21 protein-coding genes and 1 pseudogene are annotated in these 21,394 nt (G+C 55.3%); 12 read left to right on the forward strand and 10 right to left on the reverse strand.

What is annotated here, in order from left to right; all coding sequences use genetic code 11:
- The 4 genes from H6G62_RS03075 to H6G62_RS03095 form a co-directional block, all read left to right on the forward strand.
- A partial coding sequence (locus H6G62_RS03075) for a transposase (RefSeq protein WP_190492465.1) occupies positions 1–317 on the forward strand: 317 nt, incomplete at its 5' end.
- 191 nt (positions 318–508) lie between these two features.
- A complete protein-coding gene (locus tag H6G62_RS03080; protein WP_190492653.1) occupies positions 509–865 on the forward strand; it encodes a 3'-5' exonuclease in 357 nt (118 codons plus the stop codon).
- Positions 865–2,424 (forward strand): PhnD/SsuA/transferrin family substrate-binding protein, encoded by a 1,560-nt coding sequence (locus H6G62_RS03085; RefSeq protein ID WP_190492654.1) that lies wholly within the window; start codon positions 865–867, stop codon positions 2,422–2,424. Before H6G62_RS03080 ends, H6G62_RS03085 begins: the two co-directional genes overlap by 1 nt.
- A 413-nt stretch (positions 2,425–2,837) precedes the next feature.
- On the forward strand, positions 2,838–3,407 hold the full coding sequence (locus H6G62_RS03095; protein WP_190492655.1) for a hypothetical protein: 570 nt from the start codon (positions 2,838–2,840) through the stop codon (positions 3,405–3,407).
- Between the two features lie 324 nt (positions 3,408–3,731).
- Here the strand turns inward: H6G62_RS03095 and H6G62_RS03100 are convergent, their stop codons facing one another.
- Positions 3,732–3,890: a DUF3143 domain-containing protein gene (locus H6G62_RS03100; protein ID WP_347239277.1), complete on the reverse strand. Its 159-nt coding sequence runs from the start codon at positions 3,888–3,890 to the stop codon at positions 3,732–3,734.
- 64 nt (positions 3,891–3,954) lie between these two features.
- On the opposite strand from H6G62_RS03100, the pseudogene H6G62_RS27285 reads away from it, so the two are divergent.
- Positions 3,955–4,196, forward strand: a pseudogene (locus H6G62_RS27285) (universal stress protein); the annotation flags it as partial.
- Between the two features lie 247 nt (positions 4,197–4,443).
- Positions 4,444–5,403: a hypothetical protein gene (locus H6G62_RS03110; RefSeq protein WP_347239278.1), complete on the forward strand. Its 960-nt coding sequence runs from the start codon at positions 4,444–4,446 to the stop codon at positions 5,401–5,403.
- Between the two features lie 92 nt (positions 5,404–5,495).
- On the opposite strand, the gene H6G62_RS03115 is transcribed toward H6G62_RS03110, so the two are convergent.
- Positions 5,496–7,004: a cryptochrome/photolyase family protein gene (locus H6G62_RS03115; protein WP_190492657.1), complete on the reverse strand. Its 1,509-nt coding sequence runs from the start codon at positions 7,002–7,004 to the stop codon at positions 5,496–5,498.
- A gap of 77 nt (positions 7,005–7,081) precedes the next feature.
- Entirely contained in the window at positions 7,082–8,254 is a 1,173-nt protein-coding gene (locus H6G62_RS03120) for a serine hydrolase domain-containing protein (RefSeq protein ID WP_190492658.1), read from the reverse strand.
- A 182-nt stretch (positions 8,255–8,436) separates the two neighbouring features.
- Between H6G62_RS03120 and H6G62_RS03125 the strand changes: the two genes are divergently transcribed.
- Complete coding sequence (locus H6G62_RS03125) at positions 8,437–8,880, forward strand: hypothetical protein (RefSeq protein ID WP_190492659.1); 444 nt, start codon at positions 8,437–8,439, stop codon at positions 8,878–8,880.
- On the opposite strand, the gene H6G62_RS03130 is transcribed toward H6G62_RS03125, so the two are convergent.
- The 4 genes from H6G62_RS03130 to H6G62_RS03145 form a co-directional block, all read right to left on the reverse strand.
- Positions 8,877–9,272 (reverse strand): nuclear transport factor 2 family protein, encoded by a 396-nt coding sequence (locus H6G62_RS03130; protein WP_190492660.1) that lies wholly within the window; start codon positions 9,270–9,272, stop codon positions 8,877–8,879. The genes H6G62_RS03125 and H6G62_RS03130 overlap by 4 nt on opposite strands.
- Positions 9,273–9,457: 185 nt before the next feature.
- Complete coding sequence (locus tag H6G62_RS03135; protein WP_190492661.1) at positions 9,458–9,955, reverse strand: orange carotenoid protein N-terminal domain-containing protein; 498 nt, start codon at positions 9,953–9,955, stop codon at positions 9,458–9,460.
- 578 nt (positions 9,956–10,533) lie between these two features.
- Positions 10,534–10,809 (reverse strand): hypothetical protein, encoded by a 276-nt coding sequence (locus H6G62_RS03140; protein WP_199324718.1) that lies wholly within the window; start codon positions 10,807–10,809, stop codon positions 10,534–10,536.
- 271 nt (positions 10,810–11,080) lie between these two features.
- The gene (locus tag H6G62_RS03145) at positions 11,081–11,734 is read right to left on the reverse strand and encodes a bifunctional 4-hydroxy-2-oxoglutarate aldolase/2-dehydro-3-deoxy-phosphogluconate aldolase (RefSeq protein ID WP_190492662.1); all 654 of its coding nucleotides are present in this window, start codon (positions 11,732–11,734) and stop codon (positions 11,081–11,083) included.
- Positions 11,735–11,970: 236 nt separating this feature from the next.
- Here H6G62_RS03145 and H6G62_RS03150 point away from each other — a divergent pair, with 236 nt between their 5' ends.
- Positions 11,971–12,171 (forward strand): hypothetical protein, encoded by a 201-nt coding sequence (locus H6G62_RS03150; RefSeq protein ID WP_190492663.1) that lies wholly within the window; start codon positions 11,971–11,973, stop codon positions 12,169–12,171.
- Between the two features lie 289 nt (positions 12,172–12,460).
- On the opposite strand, the gene H6G62_RS03155 is transcribed toward H6G62_RS03150, so the two are convergent.
- Both H6G62_RS03155 and H6G62_RS03160 read right to left on the reverse strand, forming a co-directional pair.
- Positions 12,461–12,982, reverse strand: coding sequence for a pentapeptide repeat-containing protein (locus tag H6G62_RS03155; protein ID WP_347239279.1), 522 nt, complete (start codon positions 12,980–12,982; stop codon positions 12,461–12,463).
- Positions 12,983–13,102: 120 nt separating this feature from the next.
- A complete protein-coding gene (locus H6G62_RS03160) occupies positions 13,103–15,046 on the reverse strand; it encodes a diguanylate cyclase (protein ID WP_190492664.1) in 1,944 nt (647 codons plus the stop codon).
- A gap of 484 nt (positions 15,047–15,530) precedes the next feature.
- Between H6G62_RS03160 and H6G62_RS03165 the strand changes: the two genes are divergently transcribed.
- A complete protein-coding gene (locus tag H6G62_RS03165; protein WP_190492730.1) occupies positions 15,531–16,727 on the forward strand; it encodes a Coenzyme F420 hydrogenase/dehydrogenase, beta subunit C-terminal domain in 1,197 nt (398 codons plus the stop codon).
- Positions 16,728–16,771: 44 nt separating this feature from the next.
- Here the strand turns inward: H6G62_RS03165 and H6G62_RS03170 are convergent, their stop codons facing one another.
- The gene (locus H6G62_RS03170) at positions 16,772–17,845 is read right to left on the reverse strand and encodes a GNAT family N-acetyltransferase (protein WP_190492665.1); all 1,074 of its coding nucleotides are present in this window, start codon (positions 17,843–17,845) and stop codon (positions 16,772–16,774) included.
- 110 nt (positions 17,846–17,955) lie between these two features.
- Between H6G62_RS03170 and H6G62_RS03175 the strand changes: the two genes are divergently transcribed.
- The 3 genes from H6G62_RS03175 (at position 17,956) to H6G62_RS03185 (ending at position 21,212) form a co-directional block, all read left to right on the forward strand.
- Positions 17,956–18,399, forward strand: coding sequence for a hypothetical protein (locus H6G62_RS03175; protein WP_190492666.1), 444 nt, complete (start codon positions 17,956–17,958; stop codon positions 18,397–18,399).
- 7 nt (positions 18,400–18,406) lie between these two features.
- A complete protein-coding gene (locus H6G62_RS03180; protein ID WP_190492667.1) occupies positions 18,407–19,270 on the forward strand; it encodes a DMT family transporter in 864 nt (287 codons plus the stop codon).
- 400 nt (positions 19,271–19,670) lie between these two features.
- Positions 19,671–21,212 carry an ATP-binding protein gene (locus tag H6G62_RS03185; protein WP_190492668.1) on the forward strand — a complete coding sequence of 514 codons (1,542 nt, stop codon included), beginning with the start codon at positions 19,671–19,673 and terminating at the stop codon, positions 21,210–21,212.
- Positions 21,213–21,394 lie beyond the last annotated feature (182 nt).

The raw sequence follows: 21,394 nt of genomic DNA on the forward strand, positions 1-21,394 counted from the left end.
TTGAAGACTTTGAGCAGGATGGCCCTAAGATTCTTATCATTTTAGACAATGCAAGTATTCATAAAAAGGCAGAGATTCTAGAGAAGATAGCGAAGGAGATGCCCAACATTGTTTTAGAATTTCTGCCACCCTACAGTCCGGACTATAATTTAATCGAGTTAGTTTGGCACTCTGCAAAGGAATTCATTGCCAATCGTCTATTTGAGTCGATTGAGGATTTAGAAGCGCTTGTTCATAACCTATTGAACGAAGGGCAGCTTGTCATCAACTGGGATCGCAAGATCAAAAATAAAGGAAACACAATCAATGCAATTTAAATGCATATCAGCTTATCATTTTAGAAAATGCAAATGATAATCCAGCAAGGAGTTATGGAGAACGCCCCCTTGTTGTTGAAGTTGATGATATTCAGGAGGAGGTAAGAGTTATCAAGGAATTCTTTAGGTCTTCAGCGAGGCAAAATCGCATTCCCCTTAGAGCAGCATCTATTCTTTGTCCTAACAAAGAAATGACCTATGAATATGCACGGCTTATGAATCAGGAGTCTCAGATTGCTAAATTTGTTGAGGGTGGCGACATTGATTTCAGTGAGCCCTTTGTGAAAGTTTTAACTTTAGCGGATGCAAAAGGTTTGGAGTTTCCATTTATAGCTATTGTAGGAATGCACTCTGACACTTTTCCAGGAGATCTAACAGAAATATTAGAAGAGGAGAGAGAAGTAGTTTTATCTCAGAAGAAGCGAATGCTATATGTTGGCTGTTCAAGAGCAACAAGAGCTTTATTGGTTACGAAGCCAACTAAGAATCCTTCTGAATTTATTGATTTACTAAGAGAGCCTTTATGGGAGCAAAGGAGGAGTTACTAATGCCATCTCGTGTTTTTCTTAAAGATGAACTGGCCAATGGCGAATTTGGACTTAGGCAGTTAAGCAAAAGAATTTCTGCTAAGCAGATTTGTCTAAATTTTAAGGATGTTAATAGTCTTTCAGAAGCTGAAATTCAAGCATTATTTTATCATGTTCAAGCTGACTGGGACTATAGTGACTTTGATGATGTTTTTGATACAGAATCATTCGGAAACGAAAAGATAGAAAAAGAGATTTCTTCCGCTATAAGTAAGCACATAGCAGAAGGTGCAGTTTCCACGTCATCTTCAGAATCCAAGTCTGTACCTCCTTCTAAATCAGATAAACTCAGTCAAGGTAAGATAACAGTACAGAGAGATAAGATATCTAAGGTGATGATCGGCTTAATATTGATGGGACTAGTTAGTGGTACTTTTATCTTTAAATTTTTGTTTTTCTCAAATGGCAATAGATTTAGTCAACCAACTTTAGTTATTGGCGCTGTCAATTCCAGAGAAAATTACATTTTGCTTCAAAAGCACCTTCAAAAAGAGTTGATTCCATCAAATTTTTGGCATTACTTATTGGGCAGAAAAATTGAAGTCAACTTAGACGCGGGCACTAATGGTAGAGAGATGCCATACCCTCAAGCTATCACATCTTTCAAAGATCAAAGTTGGGACGTTGGCTTTGCCTACTCTCCTGTTGTAGGCATGGCAGCAGTAGATTCAGGATATACAACAGTTGCCGTTATGTTTCCTGATAGCTCAGCCTATCAGTCAAGTATTTTTGTCAGGCAAGATAGCCCAATTCAGTCTTTTGATGATATTAACGAAAACCATACCATTGCACTCGGAGACTTTTTCTCTGCTTCCAAGTTTTATATGCCTGTTTATGAACTTTATGGCAAGCGATTGAGAGTGGTTTCCAATACTCCAACAAGTAGAATTTTTGATCTTGTTCGTAACAGCGAAGTTGAAATTGGCGTAGGCGTCATTGAAGATGTACAATCTGCACGAGATCTGAGAGTAATTAGGCAAAGTCGAAATATTCCTGGGGCAGGCGTTTATCTTTCTCCAAAACTGAGTCTAGAAGACTCAATCTCACTTCAAAGTGCCTTACTAGGTGCCTCTGATAAAATTCGCTCCCGGCAAAATTCCAACTATGGCGTTGGAGATGAACCTGACTTCCAGCAATTCAGAGATATTATTCAACGTGTTCGAGAAGTCACTGCATGTAGTGATTTTAATCAAAATCCCGTGAACTTCTTTTGTAATAACCAGACTCAAGTGTTAAGCATTAAGGGACGTATTAACGGCGTCGAAAGAAGTGGTAATGATAATTACTTGTTTAGAGTGTTTGAATACAACAGTAATGTCTGTAGGTTGCAGGTGTCCAGTGAGTTACTAACTGAAGTGCAGTCCCATGACACTCCTTTTGACTTTCAAGGTTACTACGTGAATGCATCCGTAGGAGTGCGAGAAGGAACAAGCTGTGAGCAGGATAGTATCATTGAGATTTTTCAACCAAATCAAATTGAACTAACAAGAAAAAGTCGATTTCGAGGTCTTGGCGGCTGAGGGAATATTTGAAAATCCGCTGTACGTCCTTGCCGTCGGCTCCGGCGTTGATGTAGCGCACCACCGGAGCATCAATATCGAGGATAACATCGGCCTCCCAGCAAGGAAGTAGCCCCCCAGGGGAAGACTGGGGGCAATCCCCACCCTACAGACTGGCCAAGTTGAACACTGTGGTGATGGCGCAACCCAAGGCCCACAGATTACCTGCCCTCTACCTGGCTCTGGCACCTATGAAGTGAAGCCAGCTATTCAGCGGTGATACCAGTACGGTAGCTTTGGCTATGTCGGCCAGGTGGAGTTTAATCGGCGGTAATCTCGAAGCGATGTGAGTCATCCCCGGAATACCCATTGTCTGGGTTGAATGGAGACCTAGTGTTTATCTAACTGTGATGAAAAATCTTAGGGTCTACTCCATGGCTAGCCTTGCCCTTGCCCTTGCGGCTGCCCTGGGCCAAACGGCCTGGAGCCAACATGACATTGCGGCTCAGGCTAGACTTTCCGCTGGACAGGTTGAATCCCTCCAATCCGCTGGCATTCCAGTGGCCGTGCCTACCGAGGTGCCCCCTGGGTTTGAGGTCACTAGCGTTGTGGTTGACCCGGTTCCACCAGATGAATCCTATTCGGGTGGGTATGTGATTGCTTACCAGCAGACTGACCCTAGTTCGGGCCTTAAAACGTGCTTTGAGGTGGAAGCCGCGATGGGAGGCTTTGGTGGCCCTACGCCTGAGCATGGGAGAGACGCCCGCCTACCGTCCTTTGCCCAACCCCTAGAGGACATGGAGGACTACACCTATCAACTCTTCTGGAGTGACGGCGGTGAGGGGCTGGAGCCATTTCTAGAACCCATCCTCTTCTCGGATTGGATTCGGGGGGACATCGCCTACTACCGAGTCGCCAGTCTAACCTTGGACGACCCAGACTGCACCATGATTGCCCCAGAGACCGCGAACCAAATTTTAGAGTCCCTGCAATATCTCGAATAGCTTCAGGACGGTCGTTTGAGTCCAACGTCAATACAGTTGCTCTTGGTTCCCTGTGAGGTGTTGGCCCAATGCCAGGTCATCCCCCATGAAGTCCGTCCTACGAAGCTATAGGCTCTGGCGACGACACTGCCTAAGTTTCACAGATGACCCTGGTTGCCTAACACAAGTCCCGAAAGCCTTAAAAATGTGTTGTCGTGGAGTCGAAGCCTATAGCCCTGGGGTTGGATCTGGAGCGCTTGTCTGAAGAGACCTTTAGCCCAACGTCCCCCACCAGAAATCAGGGGGTTTCAGGGATGGGTCAGGCAGTCCAGGGTGGATGAGTTGCTAAGGCCCAGAGAAAATGGCTTCTTCTAGGTCTTGGCGGCTGAGGGAATATTTGAAGATGCGCTGTACGTCCTTGCCATCGGCTCCGGCGTTGACGTAGCGCACCACCAGGGCATCGATATCTAAAATCACGTCAGCCTCCCACAGCGGACGCTGCACATGTCAGCGGTGGGGTACATTGGTATTTTGTTCGCAGCCGCGAAGTAGCTAGTCTTCAATGTCGCAGGCCGTGGCCACCCTGCTGGAAAAGGCGAAGGATGGGTTTGCCCAGCAGGGTATCGACGCCGAAGCCATGAACGCCAAGGCCAACCCGCCTTTGTGATCTGCGATGTAGCCGACGAACTGAATGCCGATCTCATTGTGATGGGCTGTCGCGGTGTGGGCCTGATCGAAGACATCCAGGCCGAAAGCGTCACGACACGGGTGATCAACCTCTCCCCCTGCCCGGTGTTGATTATCCCCTAGGGCTTTCCTGGGGGCGATCATCCCATCTGTTCTAACCCTACAACTCCCTTGGTTATTCGTTCTATTGTGGTCTAATACCCCATTCGCCCAAGCTGCTGTTGTGCCCACCTTAGGCTTTCTTACCATGTCAACTGATTCCGATGTACCCAGTGCTGACTCTTCTCAGGAATCCTGGGACAAGACAGAGCGGGTGAGGAGTGGTGGCGAGGGTTCCCTAAGTTCGTGCAGAAAAAGTCTAGTTAAAAGGGTGTGGATTTACCAAAAAGAGCGCTTTCCCCTCGTCAAACATGGGCTATTGATCGCGATTTTTAGTGGGGCGGCTGTGGGCTATGGGGCTAACCTGATCCATACCCGTCCAGCGCTTACGTCGGCATTCGTGGCCTTTTTCAGCACCTTGGCTTTTTTCTGGCAAATGCGGGTAGCCGACGAGTTCAAAGACCTAGCCGATGACACCCAATATCGCCCCTATCGCCCTGTACCTCGTGGTCTGGTGAGTTTGCGGGAACTGGCTATTTTAGGATTGATGAGTGCAATGGTTCAGGCGGGTTTAGCCCTCTGGTTAGCACCTTCCTTGCTAGGGTTACTGGTTTCTATTTGGGCCTACTTTGGCCTCATGTGCAAGGAATTTTTTGTGCGTCAATGGCTGCGGGCGCATCCTGTCGCCTACGTCCTCAGCCACATGGTGATTGTCCCGCTGATTGGTGCCTATGCCGTTGCGGCCCAAACTGTTCCGACGACTGGAATCGTCTTTGCTTGGGGAATGTTGCCCTTTCTGTTGACCTGTTTTTGTAATGGTTTAGTGATTGAACTAGGCCGCAAAATTCGCCTACCCGCCGGAGAAGAACTGGGCGTAGAAACCTACAGTGCCCTGTGGGGTCTGCCAAGGGCAATTCGACTATGGTTAGGGGCGGTGGGGTTGACGGCCATCTTCTCCCTGGGGGCAGCCTGGTCTATCAACACCCTCGCCATTGTCGCGCCCATTGTGTCGGCATTGCTGGGATGGATTAGCTTCAAAACATGGCCTTGGTTGGGGCAGGTTGCCACCGTCCAGCCCCCTTCGCCCCCCGTCCCGAATCCTCGTCCAAAGGGAGAGCGGAGTGTCGAAAAACGACATAAGACCCACGATCCTTTGGACACCCCAACCGCAATTTGGACCTTGGGCATCTACCTTAGCCTAGGTTGGTTGCCGTGGTTATTGGGAGGCTAGGGGCTGAGGCTAGGGGCTGAGGCTAGGGGCTTTGGGGATGGGAAGGTTGACTCTGTAGCGGCTACGCTCTCCTCAATAGGACAGTCTTTCCGTTAAGGCTGGGCTAGGTGGTACTGGTGCCATGCTTGGGCTTGGTGTTGGATGGCGTCCAATTCCGCCGCGCTCATTTTGTCGAGATTTTTGAGGATAACGCTCATGCGGCCCTGGGCTTGCAACTTGTCTCGGTGGCGGTGTAGAAAGTCCCAATAAAAGAAGTTAAACGGACAGGCGGTTTCCCCGGTGCGTTCCTTAGGGTTGTAGCGACAGCCTTTGCAGTAGTCACCCATGCGATTGATGTAATTGGCTGAAGCCGCGTAGGGCTTGGAGGCCAGCCGTCCGCCATCGGCAAACAGGCCCATGCCCAGCACGTTGGTCTGCATCACCCAATCGTAGGCATCAATAAACGCGGCATGGAACCAGCTTTCCACCGCCTGGGGGTCGAGTCCGGCAATCAGGGCAAAGTTGCTGAGGATCATCAGCCGCTGGATGTGGTGGGCGTATCCGGTGCGCTGGATTTGGTCGATGACCTGGTGCAGACAGTTCATTGGCGTATCCCCCGTCCAAAAGAAATCGGGCAGGGGATGATGATGGCCGAACCCATTGCTCTGGGCATAGTCGGCCCCAAAGTAGTGATACAGCCCGCGCATATATTCCCGCCAGCCCAGCACTTGGCGGATAAACCCCTCCACGCTGTTGAGGGGGAATGCACCGTCGCGATAGGCGTCCTCCACCCGCCGAATCACCTCCATCGGCTGCAACAGGCCCAGATTGAGGTAGGGTGACAGCAGCGCGTGCCACATCGTATCCTCCCCCGTCACCATGGCGTCTTGGTAGGGGCCAAAGGTTTCGAGGCGTTCGGCAATGAAGGTTTCGAGCACCTGAAGCGCCTGATCACGGGTGACGCCCCAACGGAAGGGAGTCGCTTGGCCAAAGGTGGGGATGTCTAGGCTTTCAACCTTTTCGATGACGGCCTGGGTGATGGCGTCGGGCTCAAACCATTGGGGTTTAGGCGGATTGAGTTTACCCTTCGGCGGTTGGCGGTTGTCTTTATCAAAGTTCCACTGACCCCCTTCCGGCTGATCTCCGGTCATCAACACCCCAAACCGTCGCCGCCCTTCCCGATAGAAACTTTCTAGCAATAACCCCTTGCGGGCTCTGGCCCAGGTTTGGAAATCCGCCCCACTCCACAGAAAATGGTTGTTGTCGAGCATCACAAGATCACAGGGCAACTCCAGCCCTTTCAGCCACGCCCCAAAAGGATGATCTACTGGATCCATCACCCGTAGTTCCTGGATCTGGTGCTGCTGAATCCAGTCCCGCAGGGCAGCTTCGGTATCGTCGGTGATGGCATAGGTAACAGACCAATCCTCGGCTTCAAGCGATTTTGCAAAGTGCCGCATGGCTGACCACACCAGCACCAGCTTTTGCTTGTGATAGGGTCGCTCCTGGGCAAACTGGGTCGATTCCACGAGCAGCACCGGAGCCTCGCCTCGGCCCACGCTAGCTAGGGCCGCCTGTGCTGCCCACAGTTGATTCCCCAACACCCAAATCCCAACCGTCATCGCACGTTCTGGCCCTATGACAACGCCTTTATTGTGGCGCATTCATTCCTAGGCCGTGAGTAGCTTTGCGCCAACGCCTAGGGCAAATATAAATCGGCAATCGCAAAGGCTGTCGTTTCCGCATCCTGTTCGGCATCGTCGAGGTTGAGCAGCACCACAATGGATAGGCTGGCCTCAGGAAAGCGCAGATAGTAGCTGTCAAACCCCAACCAAGACCCCTGGTGGCCCACGTAGTCATAGTCGCCGTAGGTATCCACCTCCACCCCAAAGCCGTAGTGGGTTTCCTGGCCATTGTTGAGGGTGCCTGACGTTACCATTTCCGCCAGCCAGTCTGAGCTAAGGAGGGTCTCGCTATCCAACGCCTGATCGTATAAATACAAGTCGCCCAGGGTGGAATAGATGCTACCGGATCCATTGACGTTATCTAACACATCGGGTTCGTAGGGGCCATCCGAGGCGTAACTCTGGGCCACCGAGGGGCCAAACCGCCTTTCGTTGGGCAAGGCAAAGGTATTCGTCATGCCCAGGGGCGCAAAGATAGCGGTCTCCATAAATTGGGCATAGGTTTGGCCGGAGATCCGCTCAATCAGCAGGCCCAGAAGGTCGTAGCCCGTGTTGCTGTAGTGGAACTCCTCGCCCGGATCAAACTGCATCGCTTGAAATGGTGAGAGGGCCGTCACCACATCCTCATTGCTGGGGTTGGGGGATGCCGCCAGCAGGGCATTATAGATATCGTCGCTGTCGTCGTATCCCATCACGCCAGCGGTGTGATGCAGCAGACGGCGCACCGTCACCCCCTCATCCATCCAATCCAGTTCAGGAATATAGGCGCTGATTGGGTCATCCAGATCCACTTGCCCTTGATCCACCAGCATCAACACACCCATGGCGGTCAACTGCTTGCCGACGGATCCGAGATGAAACAAGGTCTGCGGGGTAATGGGACTCTCCTGATCCACATCGGCCAGCCCATAGCCCTTTTGATGAACCACCTCGCCGGATTGGATCACCATCACAGCACCGCCGGGGCCATCGTCATACTGCGCCATCCACTGATCAATTTGGGCGGAGGCTGAATCAGAAATCGCGCTGTTGGTGCCGGATTCGGCCTTTGATCGCTCGCCAGCCCCATCGCTTAACCCCGACTCCACAGGTGCGTCGGACGAGGAATCTGATCCTTGCCCCGCCCCCCAGCCATCGCAAGCCGTCAGCAGAAACACCATGGCCACTAGCAGCAATGTATGGGTCATAGAGATGGCGGATCGAGAGGTGACAGGTTATCAGGCCCATTCAATCGCTCTTCGTCCCTAGAGACCCATGTATAACGAAAAGTTAACATTTGGTTTAGTTTTTCTATACTTTTGTTGCGCTAGGTTGAGAAATCCCAGGCACCTAGACCAAGCTAAGAATAGTTATTTTCCCTGAGAAAGCCATGTTCTCCAACCTATCCCTAGCGCCTCGGTACCGCCTGGATGACGAGTCTGCCTGGTTACAAGGCATTGATCCCCTGCGGCGCTATTGGGTGATGGTGAATGGCGAAGAAACCCTGGTACGGCGGCTTCCTGGCCTCAGTACCCAAGACTTTGAAAGCTTTAAGCAGGCCATTCTCAGCTTTCGGGCGTTGGATGTCGGCCAAGAACTGACCCTACCCGCCGAGATGGGCGAAGACCTAACGATCACCTGCGTGGCAGAAAATACCTACGCCATCGCCGACCATGCCGCCGCCCCCGTATGGCACCTGTTTGATCGTGAATCCCTCGAATCGCTGTTGATGACGGCCCATCCCGACTGGCAATGTGCGCCCCAACATTTGCGCTTGGGGCAATCTGTCCTCACCGCCGCCTGGGGCCAACCCGCCGTCGCTAAAGCGGCCTAGCCCCGGTTGAATGGCAATAACTCTTGCAAACTGGCCAGCAGTTTAATTTCGGTGCGCTGAATCTGATCGGCATCGGTAATGTCGAACATCCATTGCACATTCACGGAAAAGAGGGGCGTTTTGACGCGACCCTTCACCGTCACTTGGCGACCGTTCTCTGTCGCCTGGGTGTGGCTTTCTTTGGCCATGGCCCGCATCCCCGCCGCTTCCTGGGCTAGATAGGCCGCAATGGCGGGTGGCCCCACAATGGCCTCCTCAAAGGGCGGACAAAGATACCCTGCATCGCTAAACAGAATTGCCACAGCGGCATAGTTACCCAGGTTGAAGTTCTCGAAGTAACGTTCCGCTACCGGGTCTAGGGTGAGGGCGGCTTGGGAAAGGGTTTGAACCATGGGGGTTAGGGATGGGAAAGAGGGAGATGATGGGAGACAAGGGATAAGGTGGGGAGTGCTCACCCTACGTTGCCCAGATATAGAGAAGGGATGGGTACCCGGTCGGAGGCCGTGGGGCGCTCCCGGATAACCATCCCCTTGTTCATTCGCTAGACATCATGGCCTAGACAGCGTTGTCTAGGTGGTTAGGCCAGGGGATCGATGCCCATGGTGATGACGGCCTGACGCATGATGGTGATTTGCTGATTGAAGTCGAGCTTGGAGATTTGGCCGAAGACGGCTTGGCCAGCGGATCCCAGCCTGTAGGTGACGGGGACGGGGACGACGGTTCCAGTCCGCATTTCTTCGGCAAGTTGGAACCAGAAGGCCAGCTTGGTGTTGTTACTCAGCACGCCGTAGGCGCGGGTGAGGGGGGTGCTGGTGCAGTTCACTAGGTCGCGCATGAACTGAAGCTGATCGGTGTGGGACAGCCCCTTCACCTGGGCTAGCAGACCTTCGGCAAACTGAAGACGGGCAGCGCCAGGAGCGGCGGGGGTAATGGAACGGCCCATGTTGTCGTATAGAACCCAGAGCAGGCCGAGTTGCTCATCGGTGGTCAAGCCTTTGAAGGCAGAAATCGCGTTCGATACCGGAGCGGCCAAGCCAGTGGAGACGGTAGCGGGAGCGTTAAGTGTGTAGGTCATGGGGACCTCCGTGTAATGAGTTGTTAGCCTTCACACGTAACAATGTAACAAACAATTACGATTTGTGTAACGAATAATCATTTGCAAAGCTTATATGCATGGTGGGGTTGATTCAATGTATCAATCCTCACAAGTCCCCCTATCCCTTGGTGGGCAAGGCTTACAGTGCTTCACGCTCCCCAGGGCATAGTGAGTATTATTGCTTATTTTTGGTGAAAAAAGAGTTTCTGTCCCGCTGATCCAAGTACAAAGCACCCTGCCCCCCATGGCTACAGAGCACTGGCGGGGCATAGGTGGTCGGTGGAAGGCTGGTTTTGGGGAACGATCAGGAAGAACCGCTGGTTTAAGACCTAAAGAAAGCCCAGGACAAGCCGTCCTAGGCTCAAAGGGGAAATCCTCTAATGCCAAATCCGAATTGGATAACCCCGATTCCCAGCCCAGCCAGCCTGAGGGGCGGGGTCTCCTCGCCCGATGAGACCGGGGGCAAACAAGCCGGGTTTAATATCAGGAGAATCAGCAGTTTGTAAAGTCCCTGCTGATCGGAGAATTGATGGTCAAAGAAGATCTCATGCAGGCTGCTAGTCGGCTTGGAGCAGCCAGTCGGGGGGGGTGCCATCGACATCGATAAAGGCCGTAGAGATATAGTCGAGGCGGGCAGCGGAGATGGGGCCTTGGTTGATGTAGACCATGTAGTTACCCATCAAAAAGTACACAGCCATCATGGCGGCGGCTGAGGAGGCCACCAGGAAACCCGCTAGCATTAAGGAAAATTCCTGACCTTTGACAGCCTGCTCCATCAATCGGAGCGACCAGGCCACGAGGGCGATCACAATAGCCAGGATGAGAAGGAGCATGGAGGGCGCGGTTAAAGGGGTTTGTAAGGGAGCGTTGATGATTGCTGTCTATGTTACACATTGTAACAGGCGTTCATAAACCCGGCGGCTCTTCCACAGAAAGAATTTAGCTTTGTCGATCAAATATCCTGAGATCCTCGGTTGCCAAGGCTGGCAGACTGAGGAGGGTTGGCCTTAGGCGGACACCTCTAATGTCGTTGACCTCGTCGGGATAGGCGGCGCGAGGAATCCGCTTTGGGTTGGCGGTATGGAGGGGATTGATCGGCTTGCCCTAGGGTTTGATAGGCGTTGCGGCTTGGCAGATGTTCACCAATCGCTGTGCCAGATCGGTGATGCTGTCCCAATTCCCCTGGGCCACGGCCTCGGGAGGAAATAGCCCCGTAGAAAGACCTACCGCCGTGGCTCCGGCTTGCAGCATGGCCTCCGCCTGATCCACCGTCAGCCCCCCCGTGGGCACCAACGGAATCTGCCCTAGGGGTGCTTGCAAACTACGGAGATAGCTTGGCCCACCCATGGCCCACACCGGAAATACTTTTACCGCTGGGGCACCAGTCCGCCACGCCGCCGCGATTTCGCTGGGGGTGAGGGCACCGGGCACTAGGGGCCACTGCCGATCCACCGCCCATCGTAATAGATCAGGATCGGTATGGGGGGAAAAGCCAAACTCGGCCCCCGCCGCCATCGCAGCCTGCCCATCGGCCACCGAGAGCACCGTGCCCACTCCAATCCAGCAGTGGGGTAGGGCATGGCGAAGGTGATCCACTAACGTATCCGGTTGATCACTATTCCAGGTGATTTCAATCAGCCGCACCCCGCCCGCGGCAACGGCCTCGGCCATGCGCAGCCCCAGATCAACCCGATGGGCACGCAAAACGGCAATGGCCCGTTGTTGTTGCAGGGTCTCTAAAAACACGGATGAGTCCATGATCTGATCCTACAGGTCGGTCTGTGCAAGGGGCGACCTATGAACCGATCTGTGGACAGGGCAAGGGGCGGCTACGGTGATGGATCACGGTGATCGATCAAAGGGCGACAGGGGTTGCAGGGTGAACGGTGACTTACCATTAAGCTTCGTTGCTTGATCTAGGGGATATTCAGGGGCTGTGTTAACTTCGTTATCGTTGCCTATGTCCAATGTTCAGTAACTCCGAGGTTGTTCCTGTGGCCCTGTCAGAAAAATTCCCCGTGCTGACCGAAACCCGCGAAGACTTTTCCGAGTACGTTGCCCATTTGCAACTGCATATGGCCCTCCAGGCCCGTAATTTGGTGCCCTCCTTCCACAGCGCCAGCGATAGCCGCCACAGCCTGCTGCACCAAACCCAGGCCGACATTGAGAAGTTAGTCTCCCGTCAGAAGTTTTAAGCATTGTAGACCCACGCCCTGGGAAAATTGAGACTTAACCCAGATAGATTCGATAAACCTAAGCCCAGAGGCCAAACCGTCGCCCTCACCCCTGCCCCTCTCCCTTCGGGAGAGGGGTTCTGAATCTGGCTCCCCTTCTCCCTCGGGGAGAAGGGGTTGGGGGCTGAGGGCTGAGCTTCGATGCTTTATTCGTTGGAATACGCTTAGGGCAGCGGAGATCAGTGGCCATCCCTTGGGCGATGGGGCGGTCGGCTACCCGTTGCCCGATCTGGGGCGCTAGACGGCCTCTCTAGCAGTTATCATTGCGTACTCGGCCATCGGGCATTCGGGTGTTGCACAGAAATCCCCCCCTTTCAAAACCCGCATCCATTTGTGCGCCAGTCAGGTTGGTATTTTCTAGGCTCCCATTCCTCAGCCGTGCCCCTCGCAAATCAGCATTCCTGAGGTCGGCATTGGTAAAAAACGTCCCGTCCATCGTCGCCCCTCTAAGGTCCGCCGCCTGTAGGTTAGCGCCCCCGGTAAAAAACGTGTTGTTGAGCACGGTATCTCGCAAATCGGCATGGCTCAGGTCGGCCCCCAGGAAAACCACATTACTGAGATTCGCCCCCCGCAAATCCGCCCTGCGCAACATTGCCCCTGACAGATTACGGACTTGGGATGCGCTCGCACTGAGATCGGCTCCTCGCAAGGAACACCCTGCACATTCAAAGACCGCCACCTGATTTTGTGCCCGAACCATGGAATGGAGTAAGGGAGAGGCTAGGAGAGCAATCGTTGATACTAAAATAAACGGCCTCAGACGACTCGTCATATCGGTTGCGTAGAAATACGGTACCTAAATTTAGCACAGGCCATCACGGCACTTTGTGTATCGGCACGATGGGGATATGGGCCACGTTTGAATGACTTCGACTCCCCACACCGTGTTTTTCTAAGGCAAGGCTGGAGCCAGTCTCACCTGGTCTCGACCGCCAGCCTTGGCGGCGTAGAGGGCTTCGTCGGCTTGTTTGAGGAGGTTGGTCATGGAATTGTCGGCGGTGGGAATGCAACTGGCGACCCCCAGGCTCATGGTGACAATCTTGTCGATGGCCGAGCCCTGATGGCTAATGTGACGATCTCGAACGGAACATCGGATGGCTTCGGCGACGGTTTCGGCTCCCTTGAGGTCGGTGTTGGGCAGAATGACCACAAATTCCTCCCCGCCGTAGCGGGCGACCAAGTCTCCGGGGCGTTTGGCGGCATGGTTGAGGGTGCGGGCTACCAGGCGCAGGCAGTTATCTCCGGCTTGGTGGCCATAGAGGTCATTAAAGCCTTTGAAATAGTCAATATCGCCCAGAATAATAGAAAGTGGCATCTTTTCTCGGGCCATACGTCGCCATTCGTTCTCTAGGTGCTGTTCAAAGCGGCGACGGTTGGCCACCTGGGTAAGGCCATCGAGGTAGGCCATGCGACGTAGGCTTTGGTTGGCCAGGGTAAGCTGGCGGTGGAGTTTGGCCTGTTGTACGGCGATACCGACTTGGGTCGATAAACTTTGCAGCAGTCGCACATCGGCGGTGGTCCACTGGCGGGGAGTGCTGCACTGGTGGGCAATCAACAGCCCCCAGAGGGTTTGCTCTTGCAGGAGGGGCACCACGATTTCCGCTTGGATGTGGAAGTAGTCTAGAAACATGAGCTGGTTTTCCGAAAGCCCCTGTTCCGCTACGTTGGCCACCGCCATGCCCCGCCCCTGGCGATAGTGGGCCAGAAATTTTTCGTCCACGCTCCAGGGATCGCGCACGGCCCAACCCATCATGGCGGGGTAGGCGGGGGAGCAGGATTCTTGGATCACCTTACCGCTCATGTCCGGCGAACATTGCAGGATGATCACCCGATCCGCCTCGATAAACTCGTGAACGGCGATCACCGTTTGCTCTAGGATGCTGTCTAAATCCAGCAGGTTACGAATACGCTGGGCAATTTCGCTCACGAGGCGCTCTCGCTGGGCCTGGAGCTTCAGTGCCGCCTCCGCCTGCTTCTGGGCCGAAACATCTAGGGTGACCCCCACCAGTCGGGGGGAGGCATTGGGCGTCTGGAAAACCTGACCCTGAAACAACAGCCACCGCACCGAGCCATCGGGGAGCAGAATCCGAAACTCGATGTCGCAGCGTTGTGGGTGCTGGGTTGCGGCCTGAAGAATGCGATCCACCCGCCGCTGATCCTCTGGGTGAATATGCTTAAAAATCGCCTGGTAATGGCCATCATACTCGCCGGGGGGCAGGGCTAGAAGCTGCTGCAATTCCTCCGAAATGACGAGCATATCGGCGCGGATGTCCCAGTCTAGCGTCCCCATTTGGGCACCCTTCAGGGCGAGGCTGAGTCGTTCCTGCTGTTCCTGCAAAGACACCGCCTGCATCTGACAGGCGTTCAGTTCAACGGTGCAGGCCGAAGATTCTGAGGATTCCAGAAGACCACAGATGCCCTCTGGGGTGATGATCCCCACCCAATGTCCGGCCCCATTGACGATGGCACGATAGGGCGGGGCACAGGCGAGGGGGTTGGGCGGGCCATCCACCGGGTGCAGATCGGGCCTTGGCCCCAGGCTGGAGAGAGGGGTCATCCAGTCTGCCAGGGAGGACTGGTCAAAGGGGGTCGCATAGACCGTTGCGGTGGCCACATTGGCATAGGTGAGGACGCCCATCAGCACACGGCCCTCCTGTACCACTAGGGCATAGGTCTTGGCCGCTGCTGCCATGGCCAGCACCCCCTGGCTGAGGGAAAGGTGGGGCTTGAGTTCCAGGGGTGCAGGGTCAATGGTAAGGGGCTGACCAAGGGCATTGGTCAGGGAAGCGGGGGGCGTTGGTTGTCCCGTTGCCATCGAGGGATCAGAAGATGTCACAGATTCATTTGCCAAGGAGACCGCCTAGAGGCCATCGTTTTCTTTAACCGCTTGCGGCGGCGTCTTGTGGTGCCGTCGTGCAGTGTCGTCTAGTCTACAGAATGCCCGATCTCAGTCTAGGGAATTACACGGGCCAACAACCTGTAATAAATTCGGTAGGAGATGGCTCGATCCGCCCAGTTTTCTCGCGATTGAGGGCGATGGCGATTCCCAGTAGATCACAACGTCTCCGTCGCCCACCCTAACGGGAAGCCAGCTACACCCCCAGCCCCTCTTCCAGGGCTGACTCAGGGCAAAAGATCATGTTTGTGATCTACCGATCCTCGTTCCCTAGGAGTTCGCAACCCTGGATAAAGTGCTGCGCTGGCGCTGGCCTGGGGCTAGAGTTTAATCTTTCGCAACAATAGAGAATAAGGCACCGTGGGGGGGAAACCCTTGCGGTATGGTAAAGAACAGACCTATCCTTACCCCGCTGTCACCTGCTATGACCACGGCCCAGCCGCCCCACCGTAAAGCCAAAGCCCTACGCCCCGGTGCCATTCGTCCGGCCAAGGAACTCTGTAGTGAATGCGGCTTTTGCGACACCTACTACATCCACTACGTGAAGGAAGCCTGCGCCTTCCTCAACCAGCAATTTCCGGCCCTAGAGACCCAAAGCCATGGTCGCCAGCGGGATCTGGAACAGGACAACGAGGTCTATTTCGGCGTTCACCAAGACATGATGGCCGCCCGCAAGCAGCAGCCCATCGAAGGGGCGCAGTGGACGGGGATTGTCAGTTCCATTGCCATTGAAATGCTGACCCAGGGCAAGGTGGAAGGGGTGGTCTGTGTGCAAAACACCGAGGCAGACCGTTTCCAGCCCCAGCCCGTGATCGCCACCACCCCAGAGGAAATCCTCGCCGCCCGCGTCAACAAGCCCACCCTGTCGCCCAACCTCTCCGTACTAGAGCAGGTGGAACAGTCCGGGATGAAGCGGCTGCTAGTGATTGGGGTGGGTTGCCAAATCCAAGCCCTCCGTGCCGTGCAGGATAAACTCGGCCTGGAAAAGCTCTACGTCCTCGGCACCCCCTGTGTGGACAACGTCAGCCGCGCCGGACTGCAAAAATTCCTCGAAACCACCAGCCGCTCCCCCGATACCGTGGTGCATTACGAGTTCATGCAAGACTTTCGGGTGCATTTCAAACACGAAGACGGATCCACCGAAACCGTGCCCTTCTTTGGCCTTAAAACCAACCAGCTTAAGGATGTGTTCGCCCCCTCCTGTATGAGCTGTTTCGACTATGTGAACGGCTTGGCCGACCTGGTCGTGGGCTACATGGGCGCACCCTTCGGCTGGCAGTGGATTGTGGTGCGTAACCCAACCGGGCAGGAAATGCTGGATTTGGTGATGGATCAGCTCGATACCCAACCCGTCATGTCCCAGGGCGACCGTCACCAGGCCGTGCAGCAAAGCATCCCCGCCTACGACCAGGGCGTGACCCTACCGATGTGGGCGGCAAAATTGATGGGGATGGTGATCGAGCGCATCGGCCCAAAGGGGTTGGAATACGCTCGCTTCTCCATCGATTCCCACTTCACCCGCAACTATCTCTATGTCAAACGGAACTACCCCGAAAAACTCGCGGCCCACGTTCCCGACTTTGCCAAAAAAATCGTCGGCCAATACAAGCTGCCCGATTAACGCCCCGGCCTTGCCCTCGGTGCCCCACCTGCCCTCGGATCAGGTCAACACAACACCTTTGAGTAGTTCAACCACCCATCCTTAATCGCAAACCCCACAGATTCGTAGAGGGTTTTGGCATGGTTAGGGTTGTCCCGATCTACGCCGATCAGGGCGGTATCTAGCCCAGCCGCCTGGAGCTGTTGCAAACCATAGAGCAGCATAGCCCGCCCCAAGCCTTGGCGACGGTAGCCCCGACGGGTGCCTAAAAGGGTAATCCAGCCCTCCTGACGTTGGTGGCGGGCATTGTCTTCCTGGGAAATGTGGGCCGTGCAGAATCCCACGAGGGTGCCATCGTCGGCCACGGCCACCCAAGCGAGGTCGGGCTGATAGGTGGGGCTTTGTAGCCGATGCTGATATTGGGCTAGGGTGAGGGGCACAAAATGCCAGTGGTCGATAAACGTATCGTTAAACAGGGCCACCCAGTCTTCGGCCTGGAAGGAATCGGCCCGCTGCATCCCAAAACCGGGCGGCATCTGCGGAGCCTCCAGGGGTAAGCTGAGGGGGCGCTGGAGATCTTGGAACCACCGGGTTTGGCGAAAGCCGTGGGACTCGTAGACGGCCTGTTCCTCCCTGCGGTCTTGGTTCACCACCACGCGCACATGGACGGGGATTAGGGGATCGGGACGGGTCGTTTGCACATAGGTTTCGGCCCAGTCCAGCAGAGACGATTCCAAACCCTGGTGGCGATAGCTGGGATGCACCATAATGCCCAAGTGACTAATCACCACGGGCGCGTAGGTCGCTGGTTTTGGCGATGGATTCCCCTGGTGGCTGGGGTCTGGATCTGGGGCTGGATCTGGATCTGGGGCTGGATCTGGGGGAATGTCGGTTCTGGGATCGGCTATCCACAAGGTCACCACGCCTACCCGTTGCCCGTCCGCTGTTTCCCAATACTGCCGATGTTGCCGACCACCGGGGGGCGGATGATCGAGCCGACGCTGAAGCTGCGCTAGGGTAGGAGCGTGGTCGTTGGGGTCGGCCTGTTCGCAAGCTTCGTAAAAGGCCACCAGAGCAGGTAGATCCGCCTGTCCCCGCTCGGGCCGAGTGGTGAGCAATGGCAAAGACGCAGTAATCATGGCATCCAAGGACGATAAAATGGGGCTACCCCAGATCCCTACAGTGGTGGATGGGCCATTCCCGACGTTATCACCTTTCTTAATCCCGCCGGATCCTTCGATTCCACCCCATGATGCCTTCCCCCCGTGCCCGATGGATGAAGCGCCTGTTCATAGGTGGGGCAATGGTCATTAGCCTGGGAATGGTCGCCCCCTTTGGGCTGCTGGCCGTGGTGATAGCCCAAGACGGCTGGGAAGAGTGGCGGCGCTGTCGGGGCCATCGGCAATTTGACCCGACGGTATGGAAGAATCCGACCCTCGCCCTAGAACCTCCTTACCTGCGAAGCTGCATGGTGGATAACCTGCTGGCCCAGGAGTTGCTCCTCCAAAAAACCACAGCGGAGGTCATTGCCCTGCTGGGGACGCCGGAAACCCTGGAACATGGCTTTACGGAGTATGACCTTGTGTTTGTGGTGGGGCCAGAACGCAGCTTCATCAGCATTGACTACGAATGGCTGCTGCTCAACCTGGATCAGCGAGGGCGAGTGGAGGAAGCACGGTTGATGACGGACTAAGGCGTTCATGATTTATCTAAAACTCATCATCACCATGGCCCTGTGGGGCGGCACGTTTATCGCTGGACGGCTGGTGGTGCAGGAAATGGGAGCCTTTGCGGCGGCGTTCTGCCGATTCGCAGTGGCCACCCTAGCCCTAGTGGTGCTGACCTATGGGGTAGAAGGGAAGCTACCCCGTCCCCCCAAGCACCTGTGGGGGGTGATTATGGGGCTGGGGCTGACGGGCATCTTGGCCTACAATGTCTTCTTTTTTTCGGGCTTAAAAACCGTGGAAGCGGGACGGGCGGCGTTGATTATTGCCCTAAATCCGGTGGCGATTGCCCTAGGGGCCGCGTTGTTTTTGAACGATCCCCTCCGTCCGCGCCAAGGGCTGGGCATCGGCCTCTCGCTGCTGGGGGCGGGGGTGGTGATTAGCGGCGGTAACCCCTTGGCCTTACTGCGGGGGCAGGTGGGGCGGGGCGAATGGCTCATCCTCGGCTGTGTGGTGAGTTGGATGATCTATACCCTGCTAGGCAAACGGGTGATGGGGGAACTTTCCCCCTTTGCAGCCACCACCTACGCCTGTGGGGTGGGGGCGCTGCTGCTGTTGGGGCCAGCCCTAGGGGATGGCTTGCTCACCGTAATTCCCACCGCCAGCCTAACCGCCTGGGGCAGTATTCTCTACCTGGGGATTTTGGGATCCGCCGTGGGGTTTAGCTGGTACTACGAAGGCCTGCGGCAGATTGGCCCAGCCCAGGCGGGGGTGTTTATCAACCTGGTACCCGTCTTTGCCATCCTACTGGCTGCGATAGTTCTGAACGAAACACCGACCCCGGCGCTGCTGGTGGGTGGGCTGTTGGTGATGGCGGGGGTGGTTCTGACCAACCGTTAACCCTTCATTCTGGCGGCTTCTTCCCGTTGTTAGCGGGCGAGGAGACCGATTCGCCCAAGGTCTGAGGGCTTGAGGCATGGTTCGCCAGCCTTGCCGTCGGGCTAGGGGCATGGCGAAGGGGTTAACCATACCCCAGGTGGCGAGGGCATGTCCGCCTCGACGGGATGGGGAATCCTCCACCAAGGTGGCGTCGTTCCATCCTCATTTCTCTCCGCTGGTATGCCCCCCTGCTTCCCCAGGGAGGCTACTGGGTTTAACCCCATAGATCCTTTCTCATGACTAATTGTGAATACAATCGCGATTCTGCGGCCCTATCCGGGAGGAGTAGCCTACTCTAATAGGTATTCCCCCTCAGTTGGCGTTGGCCAACGCAATCGCCGCCCCCGGTTGTTGGATCATCATGCAGTTGTCTTCCCCACCTCCGGCTTCCTTGCAAGAGTTGCTACAAAGCAGCGCCGCTATGCCAGATTGCATCCAAATTAAAGCCAAGGGTCTGAAGACGATCCTGCGGTCTGTGGCGGAGTTTTTAGAAACCTATCAAGTGCAGGCGAATGTCTTTGTAAAGTTGCCCACGGGATCGGTGTGGCAAGAGGATCTGCAACGCTACGGCCAAACCCTGGATCAGAATCACCATATTTTTCAGTTTGTGCGACCGGGCGTCGAGGATCGGGTACCAGCGGATCGGATGACGGTGGATCGGGATACTCCCCCAGACGCCCCTGGTACCCTTACAGTGGAACTACCCGACGGCCCCTGCTGGCGAGGAGACTACTTCGTCCTGGTTCAGGCCGAAGCCTTTGCCACCCTGATCATGGCCCATCGGCTCCAGCGGTTGCCCACGAAGCCCCCAGGGGAAGACGGCGCTGGCAACCACGAAGAAGAGGCGGGTCCGGTGGAACGGCATCCCCAGGTATTGGCCCACGAGGCATCCTCGGCCCAACGATCTATCTATCTGTCGGTGTGTACCTCCATTCACCCAACCCTGGTAGCGGAACTGCAAGGGTTGGTGCGATCCATGGTCGCCCAGTGTGCCCAAGCCAATCCTCACCCGATGCTGATGGATGTGGTGCAGCACTGGGAACGCTATTGTCCTCCGGTGGAGGCATCAAGTACCGCCTTTTTGGCCATGGTGGATCGGTGGCTTCTGTGGCAACTGCGTCTGCAAGAACATCTGCGGCAATCTATGGTCACCTATCGTCAGCAGGCGTTGGATATGGCTACCTTGTCCTCCCAAAACGAGGTGCTGATCGATACTCTGCGGCTGAAGGATGAATTTCTCAACACCGTGGGCCAAGAGCTACGCACCCCCCTCACCACCATCAAAACCGCCCTCACCCTGCTCGATTCGCCCCACCTGAAGCCCCCCCAGCGGCAGCGCTACATGGAGATGATCAGCCACGAGTGCGACCGCCAGAGTGCCCTGATTAGCGGTGTGCTCAACCTCCTGCAAATCGAAACCAGCGCCAGCCAAACCCAACTCGTCCCCGTCCACCTCGATGAAACCGTGCCCCCCGTGGTGAGCACCTACCAACCCCTCGCAGAGGAAAAGGGCGTGATGCTGGCCTATACCATTCCTAGCAGTCTGCCCAAGGTGACCTGTCCCGATATGTGGCTGCGGCAGATTATGATTCACCTGCTCAACAACAGCATCAAATACACCCCCAGCGGCGGCGAAGTCTGGGTCACGGCTCGCCCTGGCGATGATGTGGTGGAAATTGAGATTCGCGACACCGGGATTGGCATTGCCGCCAACGATCTACCGAAGGTGTTCGACTACTTCCATCGGGGGCGCAACCTGGCGGGCAACGCCACCGATGGGGCCGGACTGGGGCTGTCCATCGTCCAACAACTGCTGATGCTCTGTGGCGGTACCATCGTGGTCAGCAGCCAGCCCGACCGGGGCACCACCTTCCTTGTCCGCCTCCCCATTTATGAGGGTTAACCCACCGAGACCTTGACAATCACGTCGTTAAAGTCGCGGTCGCCGCCGCCAAAGATGTCCTCAAAGCCAAAGACGTTGTCGCCCAGGAGCCGCCCATGGTCTTGGCGGTCACCATTGGCGGCAATGTAGTTGAAGAAGACGGTGGGGAGTACGCTTAGGAATAATGGGAATGTTTTGACTAA

The organism is Phormidium sp. FACHB-1136 (assembly GCF_014697375.1).
Lineage (GTDB): Bacteria > Cyanobacteriota > Cyanobacteriia > Phormidesmidales > Phormidesmidaceae > Nodosilinea.

Bases quoted from the DNA above. Each gene is read 5' to 3' on its own strand.
- H6G62_RS03080 (WP_190492653.1), top strand. From the start codon at position 509: ATGACCTATGAATATGCACGGCTTATGAATCAGGAGTCTCAGATTGCT.
- H6G62_RS03085 (WP_190492654.1), top strand. From the start codon at position 865: ATGCCATCTCGTGTTTTTCTTAAAGATGAACTGGCCAATGGCGAATTT.
- H6G62_RS03095 (WP_190492655.1), top strand. From the start codon at position 2,838: ATGGCTAGCCTTGCCCTTGCCCTTGCGGCTGCCCTGGGCCAAACGGCC.
- H6G62_RS03115 (WP_190492657.1), bottom strand. From the start codon at position 7,004: ATGACGGTTGGGATTTGGGTGTTGGGGAATCAACTGTGGGCAGCACAG.
- H6G62_RS03120 (WP_190492658.1), bottom strand. From the start codon at position 8,254: ATGACCCATACATTGCTGCTAGTGGCCATGGTGTTTCTGCTGACGGCT.
- H6G62_RS03125 (WP_190492659.1), top strand. From the start codon at position 8,437: ATGTTCTCCAACCTATCCCTAGCGCCTCGGTACCGCCTGGATGACGAG.
- H6G62_RS03130 (WP_190492660.1), bottom strand. From the start codon at position 9,272: ATGGTTCAAACCCTTTCCCAAGCCGCCCTCACCCTAGACCCGGTAGCG.
- H6G62_RS03135 (WP_190492661.1), bottom strand. From the start codon at position 9,955: ATGACCTACACACTTAACGCTCCCGCTACCGTCTCCACTGGCTTGGCC.
- H6G62_RS03140 (WP_199324718.1), bottom strand. From the start codon at position 10,809: ATGCTCCTTCTCATCCTGGCTATTGTGATCGCCCTCGTGGCCTGGTCG.
- H6G62_RS03145 (WP_190492662.1), bottom strand. From the start codon at position 11,734: ATGGACTCATCCGTGTTTTTAGAGACCCTGCAACAACAACGGGCCATT.
- H6G62_RS03155 (WP_347239279.1), bottom strand. From the start codon at position 12,982: ATGACGAGTCGTCTGAGGCCGTTTATTTTAGTATCAACGATTGCTCTC.
- H6G62_RS03165 (WP_190492730.1), top strand. From the start codon at position 15,531: ATGACCACGGCCCAGCCGCCCCACCGTAAAGCCAAAGCCCTACGCCCC.
- H6G62_RS03170 (WP_190492665.1), bottom strand. From the start codon at position 17,845: ATGATTACTGCGTCTTTGCCATTGCTCACCACTCGGCCCGAGCGGGGA.
- H6G62_RS03175 (WP_190492666.1), top strand. From the start codon at position 17,956: ATGATGCCTTCCCCCCGTGCCCGATGGATGAAGCGCCTGTTCATAGGT.
- H6G62_RS03180 (WP_190492667.1), top strand. From the start codon at position 18,407: ATGATTTATCTAAAACTCATCATCACCATGGCCCTGTGGGGCGGCACG.
- H6G62_RS03185 (WP_190492668.1), top strand. From the start codon at position 19,671: ATGCAGTTGTCTTCCCCACCTCCGGCTTCCTTGCAAGAGTTGCTACAA.